This window comes from Faecalibacterium langellae (assembly GCF_002549775.1).
GTDB classification, from domain to species: domain Bacteria; phylum Bacillota; class Clostridia; order Oscillospirales; family Ruminococcaceae; genus Faecalibacterium; species Faecalibacterium langellae.
Genome location: NZ_NMTR01000021.1, coordinates 438347 through 461513, shown reverse-complemented (window position 1 = coordinate 461513; position 23167 = coordinate 438347). Strand labels below are relative to the sequence as shown.

23 protein-coding genes and 1 pseudogene are annotated in these 23167 nt (G+C 51.1%); 5 read left to right on the top strand and 19 right to left on the bottom strand.

Annotated features, from left to right (window positions below; genetic code table 11):
• Window positions 1-62: 62 nt before the first annotated feature.
• The 7 genes and pseudogenes from CGS49_RS10710 to CGS49_RS10680 all read right to left on the bottom strand — a co-directional run bounded on the left by CGS49_RS10710 (window position 63) and on the right by CGS49_RS10680 (window position 8719).
• Window positions 63-248 carry a hypothetical protein gene (locus CGS49_RS10710; RefSeq protein WP_055190497.1) on the bottom strand — a complete coding sequence of 62 codons (186 nt, stop codon included), beginning with the start codon at window positions 246-248 and terminating at the stop codon, window positions 63-65.
• A gap of 89 nt (window positions 249-337) precedes the next feature.
• Window positions 338-703: pseudogene (locus tag CGS49_RS10705) on the bottom strand (DUF6551 family protein); the annotation flags it as partial.
• A 440-nt stretch (window positions 704-1143) separates the two neighbouring features.
• Complete coding sequence (gene lacZ / locus CGS49_RS10700) at window positions 1144-4227, bottom strand: beta-galactosidase, LacZ type (RefSeq protein WP_097801798.1); 3084 nt, start codon at window positions 4225-4227, stop codon at window positions 1144-1146.
• 126 nt (window positions 4228-4353) lie between these two features.
• The gene (locus CGS49_RS10695; RefSeq protein ID WP_343215871.1) at window positions 4354-5217 is read right to left on the bottom strand and encodes a carbohydrate ABC transporter permease; all 864 of its coding nucleotides are present in this window, start codon (window positions 5215-5217) and stop codon (window positions 4354-4356) included.
• The gene (locus CGS49_RS10690) at window positions 5210-6109 is read right to left on the bottom strand and encodes a carbohydrate ABC transporter permease (RefSeq protein WP_097801797.1); all 900 of its coding nucleotides are present in this window, start codon (window positions 6107-6109) and stop codon (window positions 5210-5212) included. Before CGS49_RS10690 ends, CGS49_RS10695 begins: the two co-directional genes overlap by 8 nt.
• A gap of 33 nt (window positions 6110-6142) precedes the next feature.
• The gene (locus tag CGS49_RS10685) at window positions 6143-7477 is read right to left on the bottom strand and encodes an ABC transporter substrate-binding protein (RefSeq protein WP_097801796.1); all 1335 of its coding nucleotides are present in this window, start codon (window positions 7475-7477) and stop codon (window positions 6143-6145) included.
• A gap of 282 nt (window positions 7478-7759) precedes the next feature.
• Window positions 7760-8719 (bottom strand): AraC family transcriptional regulator, encoded by a 960-nt coding sequence (locus CGS49_RS10680; protein ID WP_097801795.1) that lies wholly within the window; start codon window positions 8717-8719, stop codon window positions 7760-7762.
• A 413-nt stretch (window positions 8720-9132) separates the two neighbouring features.
• Between CGS49_RS10680 and CGS49_RS10675 the strand changes: the two genes are divergently transcribed.
• The 4 genes from CGS49_RS10675 (at window position 9133) to CGS49_RS10655 (ending at window position 11370) form a co-directional block, all read left to right on the top strand.
• Window positions 9133-9543 carry an oxidoreductase gene (locus CGS49_RS10675; protein ID WP_430407825.1) on the top strand — a complete coding sequence of 137 codons (411 nt, stop codon included), beginning with the start codon at window positions 9133-9135 and terminating at the stop codon, window positions 9541-9543.
• A gap of 56 nt (window positions 9544-9599) precedes the next feature.
• On the top strand, window positions 9600-10211 hold the full coding sequence (locus CGS49_RS10670) for a sugar O-acetyltransferase (protein WP_097801794.1): 612 nt from the start codon (window positions 9600-9602) through the stop codon (window positions 10209-10211).
• A 33-nt stretch (window positions 10212-10244) separates the two neighbouring features.
• Window positions 10245-10736 (top strand): flavodoxin family protein BilS, encoded by a 492-nt coding sequence (gene bilS, locus CGS49_RS10665; RefSeq protein WP_097801793.1) that lies wholly within the window; start codon window positions 10245-10247, stop codon window positions 10734-10736.
• Window positions 10737-11121: 385 nt separating this feature from the next.
• On the top strand, window positions 11122-11370 hold the full coding sequence (locus CGS49_RS10655; RefSeq protein ID WP_097801792.1) for a putative signal transducing protein: 249 nt from the start codon (window positions 11122-11124) through the stop codon (window positions 11368-11370).
• Window positions 11371-11511: 141 nt separating this feature from the next.
• Here CGS49_RS10655 and CGS49_RS10650 read toward each other — a convergent pair whose 3' ends face one another.
• From CGS49_RS10650 to CGS49_RS10640, 3 genes are all read right to left on the bottom strand, one after another.
• Window positions 11512-12420 (bottom strand): DUF4300 family protein, encoded by a 909-nt coding sequence (locus CGS49_RS10650; RefSeq protein WP_242975445.1) that lies wholly within the window; start codon window positions 12418-12420, stop codon window positions 11512-11514.
• A 120-nt stretch (window positions 12421-12540) separates the two neighbouring features.
• Entirely contained in the window at window positions 12541-12972 is a 432-nt protein-coding gene (locus tag CGS49_RS10645) for a hypothetical protein (protein WP_097801791.1), read from the bottom strand.
• Between the two features lie 130 nt (window positions 12973-13102).
• Window positions 13103-14479 carry an MFS transporter gene (locus CGS49_RS10640; RefSeq protein WP_097801790.1) on the bottom strand — a complete coding sequence of 459 codons (1377 nt, stop codon included), beginning with the start codon at window positions 14477-14479 and terminating at the stop codon, window positions 13103-13105.
• Window positions 14480-14634: 155 nt separating this feature from the next.
• Between CGS49_RS10640 and CGS49_RS10635 the strand changes: the two genes are divergently transcribed.
• Window positions 14635-15603 (top strand): helix-turn-helix domain-containing protein, encoded by a 969-nt coding sequence (locus CGS49_RS10635; RefSeq protein WP_343215870.1) that lies wholly within the window; start codon window positions 14635-14637, stop codon window positions 15601-15603.
• Window positions 15604-15755: 152 nt separating this feature from the next.
• On the opposite strand, the gene CGS49_RS10630 is transcribed toward CGS49_RS10635, so the two are convergent.
• From CGS49_RS10630 to CGS49_RS10590, 9 genes are all read right to left on the bottom strand, one after another.
• Window positions 15756-16274 (bottom strand): hypothetical protein, encoded by a 519-nt coding sequence (locus CGS49_RS10630; protein WP_143405854.1) that lies wholly within the window; start codon window positions 16272-16274, stop codon window positions 15756-15758.
• 128 nt (window positions 16275-16402) lie between these two features.
• Window positions 16403-16741 carry a helix-turn-helix domain-containing protein gene (locus tag CGS49_RS10625; protein WP_097801787.1) on the bottom strand — a complete coding sequence of 113 codons (339 nt, stop codon included), beginning with the start codon at window positions 16739-16741 and terminating at the stop codon, window positions 16403-16405.
• 163 nt (window positions 16742-16904) lie between these two features.
• Window positions 16905-18263, bottom strand: coding sequence for a relaxase/mobilization nuclease domain-containing protein (locus CGS49_RS10620; RefSeq protein WP_242975444.1), 1359 nt, complete (start codon window positions 18261-18263; stop codon window positions 16905-16907).
• Between the two features lie 75 nt (window positions 18264-18338).
• Window positions 18339-18581, bottom strand: a complete 243-nt coding sequence (locus CGS49_RS10615; protein WP_143405853.1) for a hypothetical protein — start codon at window positions 18579-18581, stop codon at window positions 18339-18341.
• A 23-nt stretch (window positions 18582-18604) separates the two neighbouring features.
• On the bottom strand, window positions 18605-18880 hold the full coding sequence (locus CGS49_RS10610; protein WP_097801785.1) for a hypothetical protein: 276 nt from the start codon (window positions 18878-18880) through the stop codon (window positions 18605-18607).
• A gap of 103 nt (window positions 18881-18983) precedes the next feature.
• On the bottom strand, window positions 18984-19316 hold the full coding sequence (locus CGS49_RS10605; RefSeq protein WP_097801784.1) for a plasmid mobilization protein: 333 nt from the start codon (window positions 19314-19316) through the stop codon (window positions 18984-18986).
• Window positions 19313-20944 (bottom strand): helicase C-terminal domain-containing protein, encoded by a 1632-nt coding sequence (locus CGS49_RS10600; RefSeq protein ID WP_242975443.1) that lies wholly within the window; start codon window positions 20942-20944, stop codon window positions 19313-19315. Before CGS49_RS10600 ends, CGS49_RS10605 begins: the two co-directional genes overlap by 4 nt.
• 61 nt (window positions 20945-21005) lie before the next feature.
• Window positions 21006-21194 carry a transposon-encoded TnpW family protein gene (locus CGS49_RS10595; RefSeq protein WP_097779733.1) on the bottom strand — a complete coding sequence of 63 codons (189 nt, stop codon included), beginning with the start codon at window positions 21192-21194 and terminating at the stop codon, window positions 21006-21008.
• A 106-nt stretch (window positions 21195-21300) separates the two neighbouring features.
• The gene (locus CGS49_RS10590; RefSeq protein ID WP_097801783.1) at window positions 21301-23166 is read right to left on the bottom strand and encodes an AAA family ATPase; all 1866 of its coding nucleotides are present in this window, start codon (window positions 23164-23166) and stop codon (window positions 21301-21303) included.
• Window position 23167 lies beyond the last annotated feature (1 nt).

Below are 23167 nucleotides of genomic sequence, written 5' to 3'. Positions count from 1 at the left end.
GATTGCTCCGAATACCACTGCCATCCTCAGTATAGCGCGTTCTTTTGTCCTCGTCCACGATGTCAGCTGGTCTTTTTGGTATAGCTGGTGGCGAGCAGAATGTCACGGACACGCTCAAAGACACCCGGATTGGGTTCTTTTGCAAAATTGAGGACGACAGGATAGCCGTTAATAACGGTATATCGGCGATTTGGGTCGTTATTGGTCACCGGAACGTTGCCAGCGACCTGCGAAAACTTATCGACCATTGTATTATCACTCCTATATATTGTAATTTTCAATATGTAACAAGGGACATCCGCAGCTTGCAGATGCCCCTTGGCAGAGAGAATATGTTTTAGAACTTCATCGGCAGAGCGTCCTTGCGACCTTTGCCGTTGTAGGCCATGTAGATGGGGAAAACGTATTTCTTCCATCCGGGCAGCTTGGCGGGATTATCCCTGCCGACACGGTAGATCTCCATAGGATGGACGCTGCCCAGCGCACGGAGCAGCCGTTCTTCACTGAACTCGCCGTGGTACAGCTCCACAAAGTGCATCATGCCTTTCAGAACAGATGCCCGGAACGAATCCGGTTTGCCCTCCCATGCTGCCACGATCAGCCGCATCGTTTCACAGTAGAGCGGTTCGCCCATCTGCTTGTAGAGCCGGAAAGCCGTACCAACGCAGCCGATGCGGTAATCGGTCAGCTGCTGGCTGTCATATATTTCGCCGCTTGGGGCATCCACGAAAAACGGACAAACATAAAGCCTGCTCCTTTTCGGGAGCAGGCTTCCTGAAGCTATAAAAAAATAGCCGGACAACAGCCGACTGAGAGATTCTCAAGCGAAAATCACTCAATCAGGCTGTTGCCCGGCTATTTGGTGCTACGTTTCATACATCACCCGGAGGTGACGGCCCGTTGCTCGGTGCTAACAGTCCATATTCAGAGTGCTTTGCACCCGATTTATTGTTTTAGGGGGTCACTTCTTTCTTCGGAATGATAAATCAATGCGGAGGAGCGTATTGCAGCGGTGGCATTTCAGATGAATCATGCCGCTGCAGCCGTTGATTTTTTGATACCAAAAAAGACACCCTCGCTTTTGATAGGAATCTCATGCAGGGATGTCCATATCTCAACGCGAAGGTGTCTTAATAACGAGGGTCAGATGCCACGGAACGTAAAGGTGAACTCCACAGGTTTGGTCACATCAGGAATATACTCCGGGTGGACATTGGCACCCCAGCTGTCATCACCGCCAACGCCCATCTGCTCGCCGATGGCACGAATCACCGTGTAATGGACCGGGGGCAGCTCGTAGGGATGCTTGGCACTCTCCATTTCATGGGGAGTGTAGGGCAGCGCAGAGAAGAACATGGGCTTTGCGGCATCTGCGGTAAACAGCAGCCCGCGACCCTTGCGGTCCACTACCTTTGCCCAGCGCACAGCGGTCTTTGCACCGCACTCCTGCGGCACAAGGTACTGTGCCATGTTGTCTGCGACCTTGTTCTGGTAAATGCCCAGCTTTGCACCATGCTGACGATCCCAGTAGGTCTCCGCAGGGCCGTTTCCGTACCACTCCACCGTGTCGTAGTCAGCGTCGATCTTGAACAGTACGCCGAACTCCGGCATTGCTGCAAGTCCTTCCACCGGGTCATAGTGCAGGGTGGTCTGGATGCGGCCATCACCGAACACACGGTACTGCAGGCTGCACTCTGCTGCGGGGCTGGTCTGGAGGTTATAGAGATAGGTCACGACAACGCTGTCGGCTTCCACCTCGCAGGTGGGGTTCTGGAGGATGGTGCCGCCGTGAACAGACGGAATCTCCTTGCCGATGCCCTTGGCGGTAGCGTACAGGCTTGCCAGCTTCCACTGACCGCGAACGCCGCCCATGTTGTTGCCGCAGTCGTTGTCGGTGGGAGCGCGCCAGAAGTTGGGACGGGGAATCTCCTGAATCATCTCCTTGCCGGCATAGCGGTAGGAAGTCAGACCGCCGTTCAGATCGGAGAACAAAACATCGAAATTCTCACCCCGGACGCCGATGTTGTGTGTACCGTGCATAACGGTAAACGGCGTGACCTTCTTGCTGGGAATGGAATGAACCACAGCGATCACACCCTGTCCAAAGGCGACTTCATGACCTTTCTTTGCCCAGCTGGTGTCCTCCTTCAAACGGAAGCTGATGGTCACTGCATATTCACCGGGGAGCGCAGGAACCATAAACGGCAGCGGGAAGCTGGAACGCTCTTCGGGAGCAACATCAATATTGGTCAGTTCCTGCTGCTGATACAGCTTTCCATCGCGATGCAGCAGAGCAACGCAGTCGAAAGCACCCGTAGAGGTGAACAGGTTCTTATTCCAGACTTCAAAGCCAGAGTTGTCGATGGAAACTGCGATATTCTGATAGCAGAACTTGACCTCCTGCATCTTGGGAGAAGGAGCACGGTCACCACCGTAGGCAATGCCGTTTCCGCTGAAATTATAGTCGGTAGGACGCTCACCGAAGTCGCCGCCGTAGGCTTGGAACCACTTGCCGTAGCGGTCTTTTTTCCAGATGGACTGGTCGATGTAATCCCAGATGAAGCCGCCCTGATAGCCGCAGTCCTTCTGGTCGGCAAGTTCCGTGTACTTGTATAAAGCACCGTTGGAGTTGCCCATAGCATGAGAATATTCGCACTCGATATAAGGCCGCTTATCGCCCTGTGCCAGATACTCTTTAATGTCCTTGACCGTGCTGTACATATGGCTCTCGATATCGGTGGTTTCGAGGAAGCGGGGATCATTGACCACACCTTCGTAATGCACCAGACGGGTGTCATCAAAGCGGCGGACCATCTCTGCCATCTGGAGCAGGGTCTCACCGCCAAACGATTCGTTGCCCAGAGACCAGATCAGAACAGCAGGATGGTTTTTGTCACGCTGGTAAGTGGAATTCATGCGGTCAAACAAGACAGCTTTCCACTCCGGCTTATCATTGGGCAAAACGCCCTCGATGCCGCGAATGCCAGCCTCATGGATGTCCCATGTGCCATGGGATTCCAGATTGTTCTCTGCGATCATATACAGACCATACTCGTCGCACAGGTCGTACAGCGCATCCTGATTCTGGTAATGGCTGGTACGGATGGCATTGATGTTGTTCTGCTTCATGGTGATGATATCCCGAAGCAGTTCCTCATGGGTGTGTACGCCCACAGCACGACCCGTAATGGAGCTGAACTCATGACGATTGGCACCCTTGAACACGATGCGCTTGCCGTTGAGCAGCATCCGATTGTTCTTCAACGCGAACTTGCGGAAACCGACTTTCTGCCCAGTCACCTCTACCAGATGGCCTACATCGTCCAGTAGCTCGATTTTCAGTTCATACAGAGCCGGGTCCTCTGCACTCCACAGGTGGGGGTTCTCCACCGCATGGCTGAACAGAGCAGAGCCGCCGTTCAGTGCGATTTTTTCGGAGAACACTTCCAGTTCACTGCGGCGCAGGGTCAGACGGGCTGCGCCCTTACCCTCCACCTGCAGTGCAACTTCCAGCGTGGAATGAGTAAAATCATCCCCGGCAAACAGCGTTTTGACGGATATATCTTCCAGATGCACAGTGGGGATGGCGTACAGCCACACGCTGCGGAAGATGCCGGAGAAGCGGAAGAAGTCCTGATCTTCGCACCAGCTGGAGGAAGTCCACTTGAACACCTGCACGGCAAGTTTGTTCACGCCCGGCTGGAGATAGGGAGTCAGATCGAATGCGTGTGCGGAGAAGCTGTCCTCGGTATAGCCCACATAAGACCCGTTCAGCCAAAGAGCCATGCCGCTTTCCACACCCTCGAACTCGATGTGGACGGGCTTGCCCTGCATGGATTCCGGCAGCTCGAAGTATTTTACATAGCTTGCCACCGGATTGAACCGCTGCGGGATCTCGCCCGGCTGTACTTCTTCACGGCCATCCCACGGATACTGAACATTCGCGTACTGGGGAATGTCGTAGCCCTCCATCTGGATGTGTGCCGGAACATGAATGTCATCCCAGCCGCTGCAATCGTAATCCGTCTTTTCAAAGCCGGGGATGGCACTGGTGTAGTTCTTTGCGTAGGCGAATTTCCAGATACCGTCCAGCTTCAGCGCCAAAGAAGAGGAGCCTGTCCGATATTCTTCACGGGAAGCGTAAGTACGGAAACTTGCATGAGCATTCAGCACGTTTTCCTTGAAAAAGGTGGGGTCTTTTACTTTTGCAAAATCAAATGCAGCCATATTGTTCCTCATTTACCTTATTATGTGATTGAAAAAAATTCCTTCATCGTCCCCCAGAGGAGATGGGGATTCCTCTGGGGGAACAGCAGATGAAGGAGAAAAAGTGGGTAGCGAAAAGATAGAGAATTACTTCACCGCACCGGTAATGCCCTCTGCGAACTGCTTCTGCAGAACGAAGAACACGATCATGGTGGGGATGGAGCAGAACAGAACGCCCATCATCAACATACCGTAGTCGATGGAGTAGCCGGACGCAATATTGGCGATCAACATCGGCATGGTCTGTGCACGGTTATCGGTCATAACGACCTTCGGCCACATGTAAGCGTTCCATGCGTTCATGAACGTGATGACCGCAGCCGCCGCATAGGTGGATTTCATGATGGGAACATACATCCGGAAGAAGATGCCCGTTTCACTCAGGCCATCAATGCGCGCTGCCTGCATCAGGTCGTTGGGGAAGTTGCGGGAGTTCTGTCGGAACATCATGATCAGGAACGGAGTGGAAATGCTGGGCAGGATGAACGCCCAGACACTATTCAGCAAACCGGCTCTGGACATCATCTTGAACAAAGGAACCATTGTGGCAACCTGCGGCACCATCATGGCGAGCAGCAGGATGCTGAACAAGCGGTCCTTGTTCTTATCATGATACAACTCAAAACCAAATCCTGCAAGAGAGCAGACGAACATGGAGATCACAGTCTGCACGATCGCATACAGGAAGGAGTTGCCCATGGCACCTGCCAGATTCTGCGATGCGATCAGATTTTTGAAGTTCTGCATCGCATAGGTGCCGAACATGATCTTGCCGCGGGCAACATCCAGTGAGGTATTGGTCGCCGCAGAGATCATCCACGACAGCGGGAAAACCGAAATGAACGAGATGATGATCAGGAAGATGTAAGCAGGAATCAGTCTGCGCTGGATCATGTGCTTCTTGCCTTTTTCACGCTGCACAAGTGCGTGGGTTTCTGCTGTATTAGTCACGCTTGTCACCTGCTTTCATGCTGATAAAGGACAGGATGGCAACCATCACGAAGATGACGAAGGACAATGCCGAAGCATAGCCGAAGTTTGCAACGCCCTGACCCATGGAGTTGTTGTAGATGTAGTGCGACATGGTGATCGTTGCATTCGCCGGACCGCCGTTGGTCAGGTTGACCGACTCATCGAACAGCTGCAAGGTACCGTTGATGGACATGATGGCGGTCATCACGATGGTGGGCATCAGCAGCGGAACAGTGATCTTCCAGAACGTCTGCCAGCCGTTGGCACCGTCAATTTTGGCTGCTTCGTACACCGAATAGTCGATGTTCTGCAAACCGGCCAAGAAGAACACCATATTGTAACCCGTCCAACGCCAGATCAGAGCCAGAATAATGATGATCTTTGCGCTGGTGGGATTGCCGAGGAAGTTGTAGTGCGTTTGCAGGATGCCCAGCTTGCACAAAACCGTGTTTACCAGACCATCCGTTGCAAACAGGGACTTGAAGATCAGGGAGTACGAAACAAGAGAAGTTGCACAAGGCAGAAATACGCAGGTGCGGAAGAATCCCTTGAACTTCAAATCGTGATTGTTCAGCAGCTGTGCCAGCAGGATTGCCAGAATCAGCATGATCGGAACTTCCACGACCAGATACAGGAAGGTGTTTCCCATCGAGCGCAGGAACAGTGCATCCTTGAACATTCGGGTATAGTTGTAGGTCAGCGGGCTGGCCCACTTCATGCTTGCACTGGAACCCGTTTTCAGAGAGGTCAGAAAGCCGTTGATGATGGGGATAAAACTCATGATGGTAATAAGGACCGTGCCGGGCATCAGGTAATACCAGCCCGCACGACGCTGTTTTGCCATCAGAGAACCGCTTTTTTCGTTCTTCAATGTCAAACCCTCCTTCGGATGAATCAGAAGGTCTTAAAGACCCATCTCGAAGCGGAGCTGCTGTTCAGCATTTGCCAGTTCATCGTCCAGATTGGAGCCGTTGATGGTGTTGATCACAGCAGTGGTCAGATACACACCAGCACGGACGTGATAATCGCTCTGCTCGATGATGGGAACATTCTCACTCATCTCAACGATCTGCTTATAAATCGGCTCATTGTTGAAGAACTCAATGCCCTCGTTGTAAACATCGGAGTCTGCACACTTCAGAACCGTGGTGACAACGCCGCCGTCACGCAGGGCGTTATCATAGGTCTGGGTGCTGCCGCCAAAGGTGTAAGCGAGGAAGGACTTTGCCAGATCGACATTGCCGCAGTTGGCAGTGATATACAAACTGCTACCGCCGTTGGAAGCATAGCCCTCGCCGCCGTCCAGCTTAGGAATGGTGGTGATCTCCCACTTGCCGGAGTTCCCGGTGACAGCCTCCATGGTGGGGATGATCCAGTTGCCCTGCACAACACCGGCAACCATGTCACCCTGAATGCTCTGGTCGATGTAGTCGCTCCAGCTGTTCGCCAGATAGCAGACGTTTTTCTTTGCCATGTCAACGATTGTTTCGCAGACACGGTGCATCGTTTCATTTTCAGTGATGTAAGGCTCACCATCCTTGAACTCGGCAACGCCCTCAGACTGCATCATAATGTAGATCAGGTCGCCGTTATCGCCGCTGCAGGAGAACAGATACTTGCCAGTTTTGGCATAAACATCTTCACCGACTTTGGTTACATCGGCCCAAGTTGCACCGGTCATGTCATCGATAGTCTTGCCGACCTGCTCCAGCAGATCGGTGCGATATGCAAAGATAACGGTGCTGTTATCCACAGGCACACCGTAGTGAACACCGTCCACGATGGAGTAGGACAGCTTTTCCTTTCCGAAACCATCCCAGTCAACATCGGCACCTTCCATAGGAACGAAGGCGTCCGGATAATCGGAAACATAACGCTGAATGTAGTGATCCTGGAACTGCACGATGTCGGGCAGATTGGAATAATCGTGTGCAGAACCTGCCAGCGTGATGGCATTTTCGACATCACCTGCACCGGACTGCTCGATCACTTCCAGTTCAAACTCCGGGTCAACATTTTCCTTGTAGTCTGCGGCAGCAGCGTTCAGAGCAGGGATATTGAAATTCTTATCCCATGCGTAGGCAGTCAGCTTGTGACCACCGGGCTGAGAACCGCCAACACTTGCACTGCCGGAAGCAGCAGTGGAAGAACCAGAGCTGCCACCGCAAGCGGTCAGGGCTGCAGCTGCACCTGCAGCAGCCATAACGGACAGAAATGCGCGACGCGAGATCTTTTTCATAATGCCTTCTCCTTCATTCATGAAACCTTAAAAAAGTTGACGAATCCGAGAAATTTGAAGAAAGAATCGAACACATTCACAAGTTGAACAATTCTTTTCTCCAAGCTCTCGTTTGTTGTAGTCATTGTAACAGGTTTTGCGGTTGAAATGCGGGTGCATCCAATCAAAAAACACGCAGATTCAATCAGAATCCGGCCGTGTTTCTGCGCGTAAAACGATGGCTTCGTCATCTTGACCAAAGAAGAAAAGTTTTCTTCGACACAATGCCAAAAAGTCTTTCTCTTATGGATCGGATGGATGCTTCCATCCTTTCTTGGCAGAGATCTTCTTGTCCAATACTCGACCACGGTAGTCGCTGTTGTTTTTCTTATACTGGTATGGCGAAACGCCCATGATCTTCTGAAAATTGCGGTTGAAGGAGGAAACATCCTGATATCCGACCCGCAGAGCAACCTCCGTCATGGGATAATTGGTGGAATTGAGCAGTTCATAGGCTTTCTGGATGCGTACCATCGTCAGATATTCAACTGGCGACATATTGAGATATTCTTTGAACTTACGGCGCAGCTGTGCCTCGCTCAAGGAACAGATGGACGCAAGATCTTCCCCGGAGATTGGATTCATATAGTGCATCCCGATGTATTCAATAGCGGGTATGATCTGCTGCAGTCCAACCGTCATGGGGCGGATATGGGTTTTCTTCTCCGTATAGCTGCGGGTGATTAGGAGCAGCAGCGATGTCATAAGATTCTGTTCCACGGCTTTATGGTACTCATGCTTTGTCTGGCATTCGTTCAGCACCATGGTAATAAGCCGTTCCAGTTCTACTGCATCCTCTTGCGGAAGGCATAGAGCCTCACTGGAGAGCCGATGCAGAACAGATTCTACAAACAGAGGGTCGTTTGGAAAGGCACTGTTCAGGATTCCGGCAGGATCAAAGAAGAGATATTCCCATGAGTTCAGGCTTTTATCACGGCTCAAAGTTGTGTGCAGACAGTTTGCGGGAACCACTGTAACTGCACCATCGGTATAGTCGATGCGCTGATCTTCCAGAACCATGAGACCCTGCCCCCAGCGGCAGATACCAATCTCCATAACATTGTGGAAATGGACATCCTCGGCATAGGTGCCATAGGTGCAGACCCAGTCCTCTCCTGTAATGGCCTGCACCAGTTCGCCTTCCGGCAGCTCATAGTAGCGGTAGGTGATCCTTGGCTTATTTGCTTCCTTGTTAGGTTTCATATACTTCTTTCTCCACACAATATAAGGCGTTACGCAGGATACAGTACCTATTATAGAGGCTTCTGCCGGAAAGTATATGGAGACAATACAACAAAATATGCACAAAATCACTGGAATTTGTCAAAAGTGTTTACGGAGAAAGGTCGGCTTATTATAATAAACGTGCAGATTTCTACCTCTGGCTGTGTTTTATGCGTCTGCGGAGAGAAAACAGTTCTTCCTCGAAAAGAGATGCCTAAAAATACACAGGATACCACTGTAAATTTTTCGTAAATAACGGGAGATACCACTTGACCTTGTCAAATGAGTGCGCTATACTGCTGTGCATTCTACCTCAAAAAGGTGGGAGCCGGTCATAAGAACAGTTTTAACTTGGTGACCTTGTAGAAGAAGAACTGCCTGTTTTCGTGCCATTGCTGGAACGGGCAGGCGTAACCAGCTTCCATGTGACCTTGGCGAACCATTCGGCGTTGGAAAATACGATTCCTCCTGCAAACCACCCGTACTTTGGTCATCCCGGTTGTTTCCTCAAGTTCTGCAACGAAGTGCGTCAGTATACCGATCTCCCCATTTGCGGGGTGGGCGGCTTGAACGACCCGGATTTTGTGGAGCAGCAGCTTTTCGATGGACGTATCCAGTGCGCCGCCATGAGCCGCCAGCTTCTGGCAGACCCAGATTGGGTGAACAAGCTGAAAAATGGGCAGGCAAAACCGATATACCGCTGCGTCCGCTGCAACAAAAAATGTCTGGGCGGGCTGATGGCACATCAGGGAACCCGCTGCGTTTATGATGCTTTGCGAGAAAAAGAAACCCAAAAGGCATAAGCATAGTTGCACCCGTTGTAAGTGAGAACGATTTGCAAAAAAGAAAGGGCTACAAGATGCTGATTGAAAATGCGATCCACAGCCAACAAGTCTATGACCCCACGGATGATTCCATCATGGCAGAGCAGGAGCTTTGCATGGAGCGGCTGTATGATTACAATCATACCCGCCCTTCCGAACACGCAAAACGGGCGCAGCTTTTGAAAGAAATGCTTGCAGAGTGCGGCACAGGCTGCTGGATCGAGCCGCCATTTCACGCCAATTGGGGCGGAAAGCACGTTCACATGGACGATTATGTCTATGCCAACTTCGGGCTGACCTGCGTGGATGATACCCACATCTACATTGGGGAGCACACCATGATCGGCCCGAACTGTGTCCTTGCAACCGCAAACCACCCGATCCTGCCGGAACTGCGTGAGAAAGCATACCAGTACAATCTGCCCATCCGCATCGGACGCAACTGCTGGTTGGGTGCTGGCGTGATCGTGGTGCCGGGTGTTACTATTGGGGATAACACGGTGATCGGTGCGGGAAGCGTTGTGACAAAGGACATTCCTGCCGATGTGGTGGCAGTGGGCAACCCGTGTCGTGTGCTGCGCCCCATCAGCGAACGTGACAAGGAGTACTTCTATCGGGATCGGAAAATCAACTGGGAAATGTTGTAAACAAAGAGAGCCAACAGCTCCAAAGGAAAAGTTATGAGTTACGCAATCGTATTCAGCAGCAAAACAGGAAACACGGAATTACTGGCAGACACACTGCACAGCTGCCTGCCGCAGGCAGAGTGCTGTTATTTTGGCAACCCGAACCCTGCCGCCATGGAAGCGGACACTCTTTATGTGGGCTTCTGGACGGACAAGGGAAAAGCAGATGAAAGCACTTCGGACTTTTTGAAGCAGTTGCGGGGAAAACAGGTGTTTTTGTTTGGTACCGCTGGTTTTGGCGGCAGCGAAGAATATTTTAACAAGATCCTGAAAGCTGTGCAGAAAGATCTGCACAGCAGCAACACGGTGATCGGCAGCTTCATGTGTCAGGGAAAGATGCCGATGTCGGTACGCCAGCGGTATGAGAACATGAAAAAACAGCCGCTTCATCTGCCCAATCTGAACGCAATGATCGAGAATTTCGACAAGGCTCTTTCTCACCCGGATGCAGATGATCTGGAGCGGCTGAAACAGGCTGTGAAATAAGATGGGTTTTATGGATGTGTTCATCGGTTTGAACTTTGACACACTCCGTATCCCTATAAGAGACATCTCTAAAATAACGGCACATCGAAAATCGAATACGGCACGATAGACGGCAGCGTTCTCATTTTCGCTTTTGCAAAATCAGAACGCTGCTTTTTTGTGCCATCATTTGTGCTATCACCAGAAAAGCGGAAAGTTCCTGCTCCGCAGCATTTTCTGGCTGTGGCATACCATATCCGATTCATACGAATCAATTGGAGGCAGCTGTGTTGTTTTCTGTGTACTTAACTGTCCTTGAAGATAAAAGCGAAGAAGAACAATTTATAGCCGCTTATAATACCTACAAGCGGCTGGTCTATCATACAGCTTACAAGGAGGTCTCTTTATGTTAGAGCATTTTTTTAAATCGTTAGTTGCAACAGTTTCTGACCCTTACCAATGCAATCGCATCACGGATGCGTTGGCGGCAGCTGGAATTAAATTCTATTGCAAATCCAAAGATGTCAATCGGCATAACACATTTGACCAAGCGAGAATTGGAACTCTCGGCATAAAACCGAGGTATGTCACAGAGGTGTTTGTGGACAAAGAAAATGTTGATATGGCTCTGCACATTATACATACCCTGTCATAAGCCCGGAGTCCCCCCCTGCGAACCAAACATTCCGATATAAAAAGGACGCTGCCGCCTCTGGGTAAGAGGTTGCAGCGTCTTTTTGGTATCAGAGGGCGAATGATCAGTCAGACTAAACGGCTCCCAACGAATGCGATGCTTTTAGCTTGCGTCTTTCTGTTCGTCAAGAATGCGCCAGCCGTCCATCAGGTCTGAATTTTCCATAATAAAGGTGTGGGCGGTATCCTGTCCCCACGAGTTGTCGTATTTCAGCATCAGATAATCGCTCAACTCGGTTCGATTTTTGAACTTCAACAAGCGATACGGCTCCTGAAAAGCGACCTTTTCGACGAAATATACTGCATCTGATGTGGGAAACATAACGCCGACATGACCGATCATAAGAGAATTGTCCGTTTCAGAGAACTGATCGTGCAGGACTACGGAGACGAGACGGATCTTATCATCGTCAACGAAGGAGAGACCGCGTTTCTTCCATTCCCGTTGAATCGTTTTCAAATGGGTAGGAATATCGGTTGTATTGGTGGTTTTAACCGGAGCGAACAGTGCATCAAACTTTTGCCGTTCGTCGCCGCAAAGGGATTCCGGGTCAGAATCCAGCGTTTCATAGTCCATAAACAGGGTGTCCTCGGCTGAGTCAAGGTCTGCCTTGCCCGTGACAGTGATAAAATCACCGAACAGCCCACAGGCAGTGATCCGACAGTTCCAGCCGGGGAAGGCGTCATATTTTTCCGTCCATGCGTCCTGCATGGAGTAAGGATCGTATTTCAGATCCAAAGGCTTGGCATTTTCAAACCCTGTGGTGAGCCATGCCGGGTCCACAGTATTGTTGAACTTTTGCACATGATCAAAGAAGGTCTGTATCCGTAGGTCGGATACGCCGGCATCCTGCAAAAGCTTGGAAAGAAGATCTTGTGTATCCGAATCTGCCAAATTGGAGTATTCAATTTGCTGAAGGACGGGCTGAGAAGTTTTTTGAGTGCAGCCTCCTGCCAGAAGCGCACCGCAAAAAAGTGCAGCGGTGCAGACAAGAAAAGTTCGACGTTTCAAAAATGGTCACCTCGTTGTGTTTTTCGGAAAATTTCTTTGAGTGCCGGAGTCTCCACCATAGGCGAAGAGAGCAATGTTGGAGGTCTCGTAACGAATGGTATCACAGATAAACAAAGAAAATCAATGACGTCTGTCGTATTTGACCATATACAATGTTGCAGTATCCATATCCCATACGGCTAACGCCCATTTAGGAAAAGACAATGCGGCAGTTTTCTGAACGATTTTCTTCATGTCGGACACAACAGGAGTATACCCAAGTTGGAATAAGAATTTTCCGTTTTTTCCGAACGGAAGGTTCAAATCGCTTTCCAGACAGACAGAGGATACCAACTTGCGAAGCGCGGCACGGCAATCCCATAGATTCCCCCATGCTGCAGTGGAAGCTTGAAGAAAAGCCTCATCCACATTATAATAGGCCGTAATCGTGATGTGTGTGAGGCTTTCCTCCGTATAGGATTTGAAAAGCCAGGAAGACCGATAGGGCATCTTTTCCAGACCGATTTCACATAGATAATGCTGCTCCTCAGAGATGGTTTTCTTCTTTTTCATACATTCTTTCGCTTGTATAATGCCGGGCAGATGTTCTTCGGCGGGGCTTCTTCCAAGGCAACACCAAGACCCACACGATTGTGTCGTGTGGGTCTTGGTGTCTTATGGGTCGAGAGAGCAGGAACTGTTCTCAATTTTTCATTGCTGCACGAAACTGTTTGTTTGCTTCTTCAACTTTCAGACGAGACAGAATGAAGGTGATGATTGCATCCAGAGCGAAGGGAATCACAAGATACATGATCTTCAGCATTGAGATGCAGGATTCGGGCTGGACAGCCAGCGCACTATCGAAATGGCTTGCAGCCAGCAGCCAGCCGGTGATGGCGGTGCCAAGGCCGCCGCCAAGTTTTACGCCCAGAGAAGTGCAGGAGTACATCGTGCCATCCACGCGCTTATGCTTCGTCAGCCAAGTGTACTCGGAGCAGGCTGCGATCACGGCGTTCATGTCGCCCTGCCAAGGACCCTGACCCAGAGCAGCGATTGCGGTAAAGAGCAGCATCAGGGGAACATTACCGCTGCCCATATAACCTGCCACAGCGACCAGAGCACGGGCAACGGTTGCCAGAGTATAGCTCATGACGTTCAGCTTGTACATTCCGCTCCATTTGGCAACCAGCGTCGGGGTGAATACCAGAGCGATGATCAGAGGAATATTGACTGCCCAAGAGAACACGCCAAACAGATTCTGGTTGCCGAGAATATAGGTTGCATAGTAGGTGCCCATGCTGATCATGGCACCGTAGATCTGCTGCAAAATGTAGGTGATGCAAATCATCATATAGTATTTGTTACCAACCAGCAGCTTTGCAGCCTGAACTAGATTGTACTTTTCGTCCTGCTCGATTTCCTTTTTGTCGTTGGTGTCAACCAGTTCGCCTTCCGGCAGTTCCTTCACGGAGAAAACGGAGAGGGTGTTGACAAGCAGACCGATGATGGCGTAAATGATTGCAACAGTGCGCCAACTAGCAGCACCACCGCCCAGTGCCGTGACAGCACCCAGCGTAATGGACTGGATGAGCAAACTGGTTGCAAATGCGAACATGAAACGCCAAGAACCCATCTCGACCTGCTCTGCGCTGTTCTTGGTCACAAGAGCGGTCAGGGCGGAATAAGCGATGTTGTTGGCGGTGTAGAACACGGCGTTCAGCAGCGTGTACGCAATCAGGAACCATGCGTACTGTGCAAACTGACCGAGATTCGTGGGAATTGCAAAAATAGCCACCAGCGTGATGGCACAGCCGATATAGCCGTACAGCATCCACGGACGAGCCTTGCCCATCTTAGAGTGCGTTTTGTCGATCAAAGAGCCAAAGAAGATATCCGTTACACCATCCAGCAGCTTGGAGACTGCGATCAGGGTGCCGACGATGCCGGGGTTCAAGCCAACCGTGTTGGTCAGATAGATCATTACAAAGGATGACAGGAATGCATACACCACGTTGCCTGCAATATCGCCTGAACCATAGCCAACTTTGTTGTACCATTTCAAATAGCGCTTTTCCGTCATTTTCCGTTTCTCCTCATTTACTTCGATTTTACAAGGCTTACGCTTTTTCAGCAAGATGCCAAATTCTCTTGCGTTTTGTCTGAAAGTATTATAAAATTTATATTGACAAAATCATATTGAAAAAATGGAACAAAGTATGCACAAAATCACACAGTTTGTGGAAATCAAACAGAACGCATTCCGATTCCGGCGAAGTCTTTAAGAAAGAAGATGGTATTGAGATGTATTTCAACTCTGGCTACTTAAACAACTCTCGTCTTGATTTCAAGGATTACACAAAACCGTTGGTGGTAGGAAGCTGCGGCACCTACCGTCTGAAAAAGCGTCCCATGCTGCCGACATACTGGAAGAAGGGCCGCAGAGACTATCAGATCTTATATGTGGCATCGGGCAAGGCGCATTTCTGGTTCGATGGTGTTGAGGAAGTGGTGACTTCTGGACACATGGTGCTTTACAAGCCCAAAGAGGTTCAAAAGTACGTTTACTATGTTGAAGAGCACCCGGAGGTGTTCTGGGTTCATTTTACCGGCTATGACGTTAAGAACATTCTGGAGTACCATGGCATCTCTTTGGATCAGCACGTCTTTTACAGTGGAACCCTACCGGAGTATAAGATGTCGTTCCGAAAAATTATTCGGGAACTTCAGCAATGCGAATACGGGTATGAAGATTACATCGCTTCGTTGTTCAACAACATTCTGTTGCTTGTCAGCCGCCAGCAGCAGAACGGCGAAAACTATACCGTGACGATCCCCGAAGAAATTGAGATGGCGGTTTCTTATTTTAACGAAAACTACAATACGAAGATCAGCGTGGCGCAGTATGCCGAATCGCTGCATATCAGTACGAACTGGTTCATTCGTAATTTCAAACAGCACATGAAGATAAGTCCGGCGCAGTACCTTCTCTCCTTGCGGATGGTCAACGCACAGAGCTTGTTGGAAAATACCGATTACAGTGTCGGTGAGATTGCTGAGATCGTGGGGTACGATAACCAGCTCTACTTTAGCCGGGTGTTCAAAAAGGAGTATGGCATCAGTCCAGCGCAGTATAGGAAAAGAGCAGAAAACCAAAGTGCGGCACCGATGGAATCTGATGTTGGAGAAATTACCTGTGAAAATTAAAGCGGGAGTATTACGGTACGCAGTGCCAGCAAGCAATGTTTTCGTCTATACAAAAACACTTTTTGCGTTGCAAAATGCTTGTTGGGGAAGTGCCCCAAACCCCTTTGTTCTGCATTTTTCAATGCAGGCTGCGCGTCCCGGCGGGACACTTTTTATCCGATGATACGTTCAGGGTCATTGAGAACTTGCATAAGGTGCGATGTAGCTTCTGCCAGAGAAGCATACTTCATTTGTTCCGGGGCAGGCGCATCCAGAAGCAAAACGCCCCATTCCTGCATACACTCCGCAAGTTCTTTCTGTGCCAGCAGCGCAGCTTCTCGGCGTATCTCCGGGGAAGTGTTTCTGTCCAGAACGTAGGCAACATGAAATCTGCCGTTGCGATCTTCCGTCAATTGCACCATGGAATCGTGGTCAATCCAGAAATGGCAGAACCAGACCCTGCCGCCGATGTTCTCCATGTTATGGCGGAGATCTTCTTCACCGCTCCATTGCAGCACTTCGGAGAGAATACTCTGCAACTGCTCATACGCCTGCTGCTCATCGGGCGTGACTTTCTTGCCGGAATATTCCCGCTGGATGGTACGCTGCCAGAATAACGCCAGCTTGCCTTGTTTTGCCTGCTCGATCGCATCCTGAATATCGGCTAAAATGCTGTACCGTAGTTCTCTCATCTTGACCCCCAAAACAATCAACTCTTTAGAAAACAATGCATTCTATAAGAACTATTATAGCCGAAAGGAATGCAAAAGAAAAGCGCACCGGCTAAATTTCAGCCGATGCGCTTGCAAAGTTTGTGATTTTATTCCTCGTTTGTGAGATAAGGAAGATTGCCGATATAGGTGTCCAGCAGATCGAGTGCCGCTTTTTTCTGGATGGGAGTCAAACCTTCCAGCCGCTTGCAGATTTCATCGTCGGTCACATGGGATGCGCTGGGAACCAGATCGCGCAGCAGTGTGTCTGCGGAAATATTCAGAGCATTCAGAAGTTTAACAATGGTGGCAAGACCGGGTTCCTTTAAGCCGCGCTCTACCATGCCGATATAGTTGGAAGAAAGTTCGGATTTTTCCGCAAGCTGTTCCAGCGTCAACCCATGCTGTATCCGCTGCTCCCGTAGTCGCTGTCCAAAAAGCTCTTTCATAGTGCAACCTCATCCTATCGTGTTCTTTACACTCCATAGAATACCTGTTAGCCACACCGATATACACAATCGAAAGAGATGAACAATTCCGTTAAAGATTGAACTAACGAAAAAAAGATTGCCGGAAGCAGACCTCTTACGGTCAACTCCCGGCAATTTGTTCTTATCGAGCCTGCTCGTTCTCCTGTGCTGGCTTTTCTTCCGCAAAAAATCGTTCCACGTTTTTCTGTGCCCGAACCAGTTCTTGCATCTCGTTCCGTGCCTTGCGGTAGTCCGGGTAGGCTGCTTTCTTTTGGGTCAGTAGTTCTGCAAACTCCGCATCCAACTCCTTGACCTTTGGGAGCGTTTTCAAATTGGATTCATCAAACGCCGTTTTCGCCGCCTTGTGCAGGGTGATCTCCTCCCGGTGGGCTTCCAGATACTTTTTGCTGTACCCTGACTTGCGGTAGGCATCATAGACCGAGCGAGTCTTGGCATAGTTGATGATGTGGGTTTTCAGCACGGCAATCTCCGTCAGCCTTGCTTCTGCCGCCTTGATGGAATCGCCCATGGCATGATAGCGTTCCGTTGCCGCCGCTGCACGTTCTCGCAGTTCCTCGGCACTGCCGATTTTCTGCTCCTGTAAAAACAGCAGCGTCTTGGACATTTCTTTCAGGTTGAACTTCGTTGCCCACTTTTTGTAGCCGGCACTTTTACCTGCCGCCATTTTCTGTGGAATATCCACCAGCAACTGGAACGATTGTTCTTTGAGCGGCTGCTTCTGGTGCGGCTGGTGCTCAGCCTTTCCCGCCAGCACTGCCTTGATCTCGTCCTCACTGTACCCAGTGCCCAGTGTGCGGAAACGGATAAAGCGCTTCTGCCGTGCGCCCTTCACCGCTGTGTGCTTACCACGCTTCACCTCATAGCCCTGCTGCTCCAGCTTTTGCAGAAAAACTTCAAAGTCCTTCGGCTGCTGTGCAAGGATGGTGTCGATGATTCCGCACAGGCGGTCACGGTTACTTTCTTTCGGTGGGTAGACGATGCGCTTCTGCCGTTCCCGATAGGGCTTTTTCTCAATGACGGACAACTGGTGTTCCAAGCAGATCAGATTGCTCAACCGCTGTACTGCAAAGGTGGAAAGCCAGAAATTTTTGAACTTCCGGGTCCCATCCAAGGCAGTGGAATTATAAATAATGTGGTTGTGGATGTGCGCCCGGTCAGTGTGGGTAGCAACGATAAAAGCGTGCTTGCCCTTCAAAAAACGCTCGGCAAACTCGTAGCCGATGCGGTTGGCTTCCTCCGGCGTGACCTCCCCCGGCTTGAAGGATTGCCGCACCTGATCGGCGATGACATCACTTTTCTGGCTGCGCCCGGTGGTCTGCTCGTACAGCCGTTTCGTCAGCAGAAATTCCTCGTCTATGGTCAGCGGGCTGCACTGGTAGCTGCTGACCAGTTCGCCCTGCTCGGTCTTGTCCGGGTTCTGGATATAGCTGGTATGGTTATGCAGACAAACCCCGATGGACTTTCCTTTATTTTTCCGCATGGGAATCAACCGTGTTGCTGCCAGTGCCACCACCCCCTTTCAAAAAGAAAATGCCGCACATCGGCGGCATTAGGACTATTTGGATAATTTTTCGTGATCGGCAGCACCTGTCAAATACATGGCTTCCAGCCGAACACTCTCTAATTCGTTACTGATTGCATCCAATTCCAGATAGAGGCTCCATGCTTCTTCGCTGATAAGAGCTTTCAGCGCATTCTCTGCGGTGATCTTTTTCTGGATCAGTGCATGGTATTCATCATCGTCTGCAAATTGTCGTTGAAGAATATCTTTCAGATTTTCCCAATAATAGTCGGTCATAGCATCCGTGTCCATCGAATCCCTCACAATCCGGCAATCCAGCCATTAAAACGCTCCGCTGCCTCTACGATCAAAGCACCCATAAAAATCAGCGAAAAGCAGCCAAACTCTGCCACCAGCAAAATCAAAAACTGCAGCCACTCCCGGCAGTACAGCGTATAAAGACCGCAGCCGAAAATATACAGCATAGGCAGTGCTAGCACAAACGCTGACAGGTTCAGTGTCCATTTCAGCATCAGCACCAGAAACGCACTCAGGAGAACCACAGGAAACAGGAGAACCTTTGCTACGAATTTCATATTGACACCGCCTTTCTGCTTTCAGTATATGGATAGTGCATGAGCCTGTCAATGGTATTGTCCCTTATGTACCCCCGCAACCCTCCAACTGCGGGGGGAAATTTTAGAGTTCTGCCAGCCGTGCGAGAATTTTTCTGCCAATGTCAATCAGCTCATCCAGCCTCTGCCGCAGGTCCTCCATGTCCGCAGCATAGACCCGACCATTTTCATTGGCAGCTTTGGCATACTGGTTCAGGTTGTTGCTGCACATCTGCAAAAGATACGCCATGCGCCGCAGTTGCGGCAGGTCAAGGTTCAGGCAGTAGCCGTCCAGTGCCATCTTGCGGATATAGGCGCTCAGGCTGCGGATGCCCATGCCCAACATCTTTTCATAAATGTGGCTTTTCTCAGCTTTTGTTGTTCTCAGGATAATGATTTCATCCCGCTTTTCCCTCACCGGGCATCACCGTCCTTGTCGTAATAACTGCGGAAGGGCTTCACCGGCTCCGGCTTGTCCGACTTTTCCTCCAGTGCCGCCAGCACCGAGGGGCGGCGAGGTGCGTCCTCCTGTTCTTCCTCATCCTGTTCCGGGTCGTGGCTCTTTTCGTCCACATCCAACTGGGCGTTTAATTCGGCAAGGCGGGCTGACTTCTCTGCCAGTTCTTCTTCCTGTGGGAAGGGCTTTTCCACCTCGATCTGCGCCGCCGCCTGCTGCTGATGCAGAGTATCCAGTTCGTTTTCTGCGGCGGTGATGCGCTCCGGGAAGTTGTTCAGGGAATTATCCAGACGGATGATGTTGCCCAGAGGGTCGGTGCCCAAAGGCACCGTGTACTTTCGCTGCCCCTTCAAAAGTGCCTGATACTCACTGCGGAAGGTATCGAACCGCAGGGAAAGTTCAAAGCCCCGGTAGCTGCCGATCACTTTTTCTTCGGCGTTGGGCAGTTCGGAGCAGGCAAGCACCAGACACTCACCGGCGGTCTTTTTCTCATCGTAGGTCACGCCCTTGATGGTCATGCCGCAGAAACCCTCTTGCACCTGCGGATGGGCGGCGGCAAGCTGTGCGTCCGCTTTCACCCCAGCAATATAGGCGTTCGTTTCCCGAATGTCAGCCGGGAACTTCGTCAACAGCTTATCTTCCAAACGGAACTTCTGGCTCTGATGGTCGGCTTTCAGCACTTTCAGCTTTGCAACCTGCACATCCAAATCCATCTTCTCCTTGATGAGCGGATTTCCGGCGCACAGTGCCTTGATCTCCGCATAAGAAAGCGCCTGCTCGTCCACGTCTTCACAGGAGCGCACCGGGGATTTAGAAGTCATGATTTGGCTGATAAATCGCTGTTTGTTTTCCAAAGTTTGGAACAAATAACTGTCAAATGTCCCTTCCGTAACGTAATTGAACACCTTGACTTCCTTATTCATATTGCCCTGCCGGATGATGCGACCATTGCGCTGGGTCATGTCGCTGGGCTTCCAGCCAACATCCAGATGATGCACCGCCACAAGCCGGGACTGGACGTTGGTGCCCGCTCCCATTTTTGCAGTGCTTCCGAGCAAAACTCGCACATCGCCGGATCGTACTTTGGAGAACAATGCCGCCTTTTTCGCTTCGGTGTCGGCGTTGTGGATGAACTCGATCTCGTTTTCCGGCACTCCGGCAGCAATCAGCTTTTTGCGAATGTCATCGTAGACGTTGAAGTTACCGTCATTTTTCGGGGTGGAGAGGTCGCAGAACAAAAGCTGTGTCAGCTTCTGATCTTTGCCCTCCTCCCAGATTTTCAGCACATTCTGAACGCATACGTTCAGTTTGCTGTTGGGGTCGTCCGGCAGCATGGGGTTCATCAGGCGCACATCCAGACCGATCTTTCTACCATCATTGGTGACGCAGAGCATATTGTCCACGGACGCATCCACGATGCCGGAGTGGATATCTGCGGCACGTTTGCTCAGTTCCTGCACCATTTCCTTTTGAATTTCGGACGGCTTTGCCACCACGGTTTCAAACTTTGCGACCGGCACCGGCAGATGAAGCTGGTCGCTAGTTTTAATGTCCGCAACCTCCTTGAACATGGACATCAGTTCCGGCAAATTGAAGAACTTTGCAAATCTCGTTCTCGCCCGATAGCCTGTACCCTCGGGCTGGACTTCGTCAAGAGGTTTTCGGTAATTTTTCTAAATTCATCAGGTTGTCTGCAAGGAAGTCCCTTGTGACCTCATGTCTGCACATATCCTTGAACATCTTTTCAATCGGCTTTTTGGCGGTTTCGGACTGCTTCACACACACAATAAAGGTGGTCTTGCCAATCTGTACCGAATAACTCGAATTCTGATTCTCCATTCAATTCCTCCTTAAATCGTCATTTTCAAAATTTGGCTGGCAGACTGGCAACGGTGGGTGTACCATGATTTTCTTGCCAGCCAAAATTTTCTGCCAGTCAAATGGCTTATTCCATCCAAAAGACCTTTTTGCGGCCTTCCACGATCTTGCTTTTCAGGGCATCGCCCAGTTCACGTTTGGCATCCCGGACGGTTCGACCGGGGATGCCCCTTTCCAGCGCCGCCTTGTCGATGTCCTCGCTGAACACCTGCCTTCCTCCGGCAAGCAGGGCGCAGATCAGGTCTTTGGCTTGCTGGGTCTTGGTTTCCCGCTGCGGCTCGATGCCGGACAGCATTTCATCTGCGGTAATGTCGTACTCGCCGACCCAGCGGAAGCCACCCTCGTCCCCCAGAGAGAACGCCAGTGACGCTCCCGGCGGGGCAAGAGAACTTTTCTCATGGGTCAAGATGCGCATGGTGGGGTCGTGCTTCAGCTTGCCGATGAACATGACGCTGCGCACGGCGGCAGCAATGTCGATGGAGCCGAGACCCCGCTGCAGGCTCTGCATTCCGGCGGCTTTGTTCAGGTGCCCAATCAGCAAAATAGCGCAGCCTGTTCGCTGCGCTACCTGTCCCAGCCGCATGAAGATGGGCCGGACTTCGTTCGCCCGGTTCATGTCCACATCGGCACCGAGATACGCCTGGATCGGGTCGATGATGACCAGTCGGGCGTTGTTCTCGACAATGGCTTTTTCAATTCGTTCATCGGAGAGTGTCAGCTGCACATCGCTGTCATCAATGACCAGCACCCGGTCAAGGTCTGCCCCGGCTTCGATCAGGCGGGGCTTGACCGTATCGCCCAGACCGTCCTCTGCGGTCTGGTAGATCACGTTGAAGGGTTCCATGCGCTCCATGTTGGGCAGCAATTTTCCGTTGGTACAGGCGGCGGCAAGGTGCATAGCAAAGTAGGTCTTGCCCTCGCCCGGATTGCCCTGCAGCACGCTTAGTTTCCCAAAGGGCAGATACGGTTTCCAGAGCCAGTCCACCGGGGTCAGTTCCACGTCGCTCATGCGGATGATCTTCACCGTTTCCGGTTTTGACGGCTCTTTCAGCACGATGCTTTTGAAATAATTGCGGTTCGGGATCTCTGCCCGGTGCACCAAAACTTCGTTCCAATCCTTCATGCAGGGCTGGATGCGGGTCACGTTCACGGTGTCCGGCAGCAGAGCAGCCAGACGCTTGCAGGCATCCTCTCCGGCTTTGTCTGCATCCAGACAAAGGAACACCCGCTCCACGTCCGGGCGTTCTGAGAGAAACTGCCGCAGCGCCTTGCCCGACACCCCGCCCAGCGACAGATAATTGTGCTGCTGCCAGTTTTTCGGAAACAGTTCGATGAAAGACAGCAGGTCGATGGGCGCTTCAAAGACCAGCAACTGTTTGTCGGTGCCACGATGGGCAAAGCCAAATGCCTTTTCTGCACCGGCTGCATCTTGCCGGAACTTCTCATGGATGCCACGGCTGCTTGCGTAGCGTGGGTGTCCATCTGCATCCCGCCCCACAAAGACCACGTTGTGATGGGCGGCGTCTTCGTAAATATCTCCGGCAACGATGAAGAAGTTCACCAGCGAGGGGCTGAGTTTCCGCTCCTGTGTCAGATAGTTCAGGATGTTGGCGTTGGTGACGTTCCGCAGCGGCAGACGAAACGCCGGAGAGGGGGCGGGGTCAGCCTCCGGCTGAACTTCGCCCGGCTCTCCGGTCAGCATCTGCACCGCTTCAGGGAAGGACTTGCCGTAAAACTCCATCACGAAATCCACCGGCAAGCCGCCCTTGCTCTGGCTGTGCCGGAACCATTTGTTTCCGCAAACGGTCAGGCTGTCGTGGGCTTTCCAGCGGTATTCTTTTCCGCTGCGCACCAGCGTTTCGCCCTGTGCCCGGAGAAATTTTTCCAAATCCACCGCATTGGCTTTGTCGATCTGGGCTTGGGTGTAGGTCATG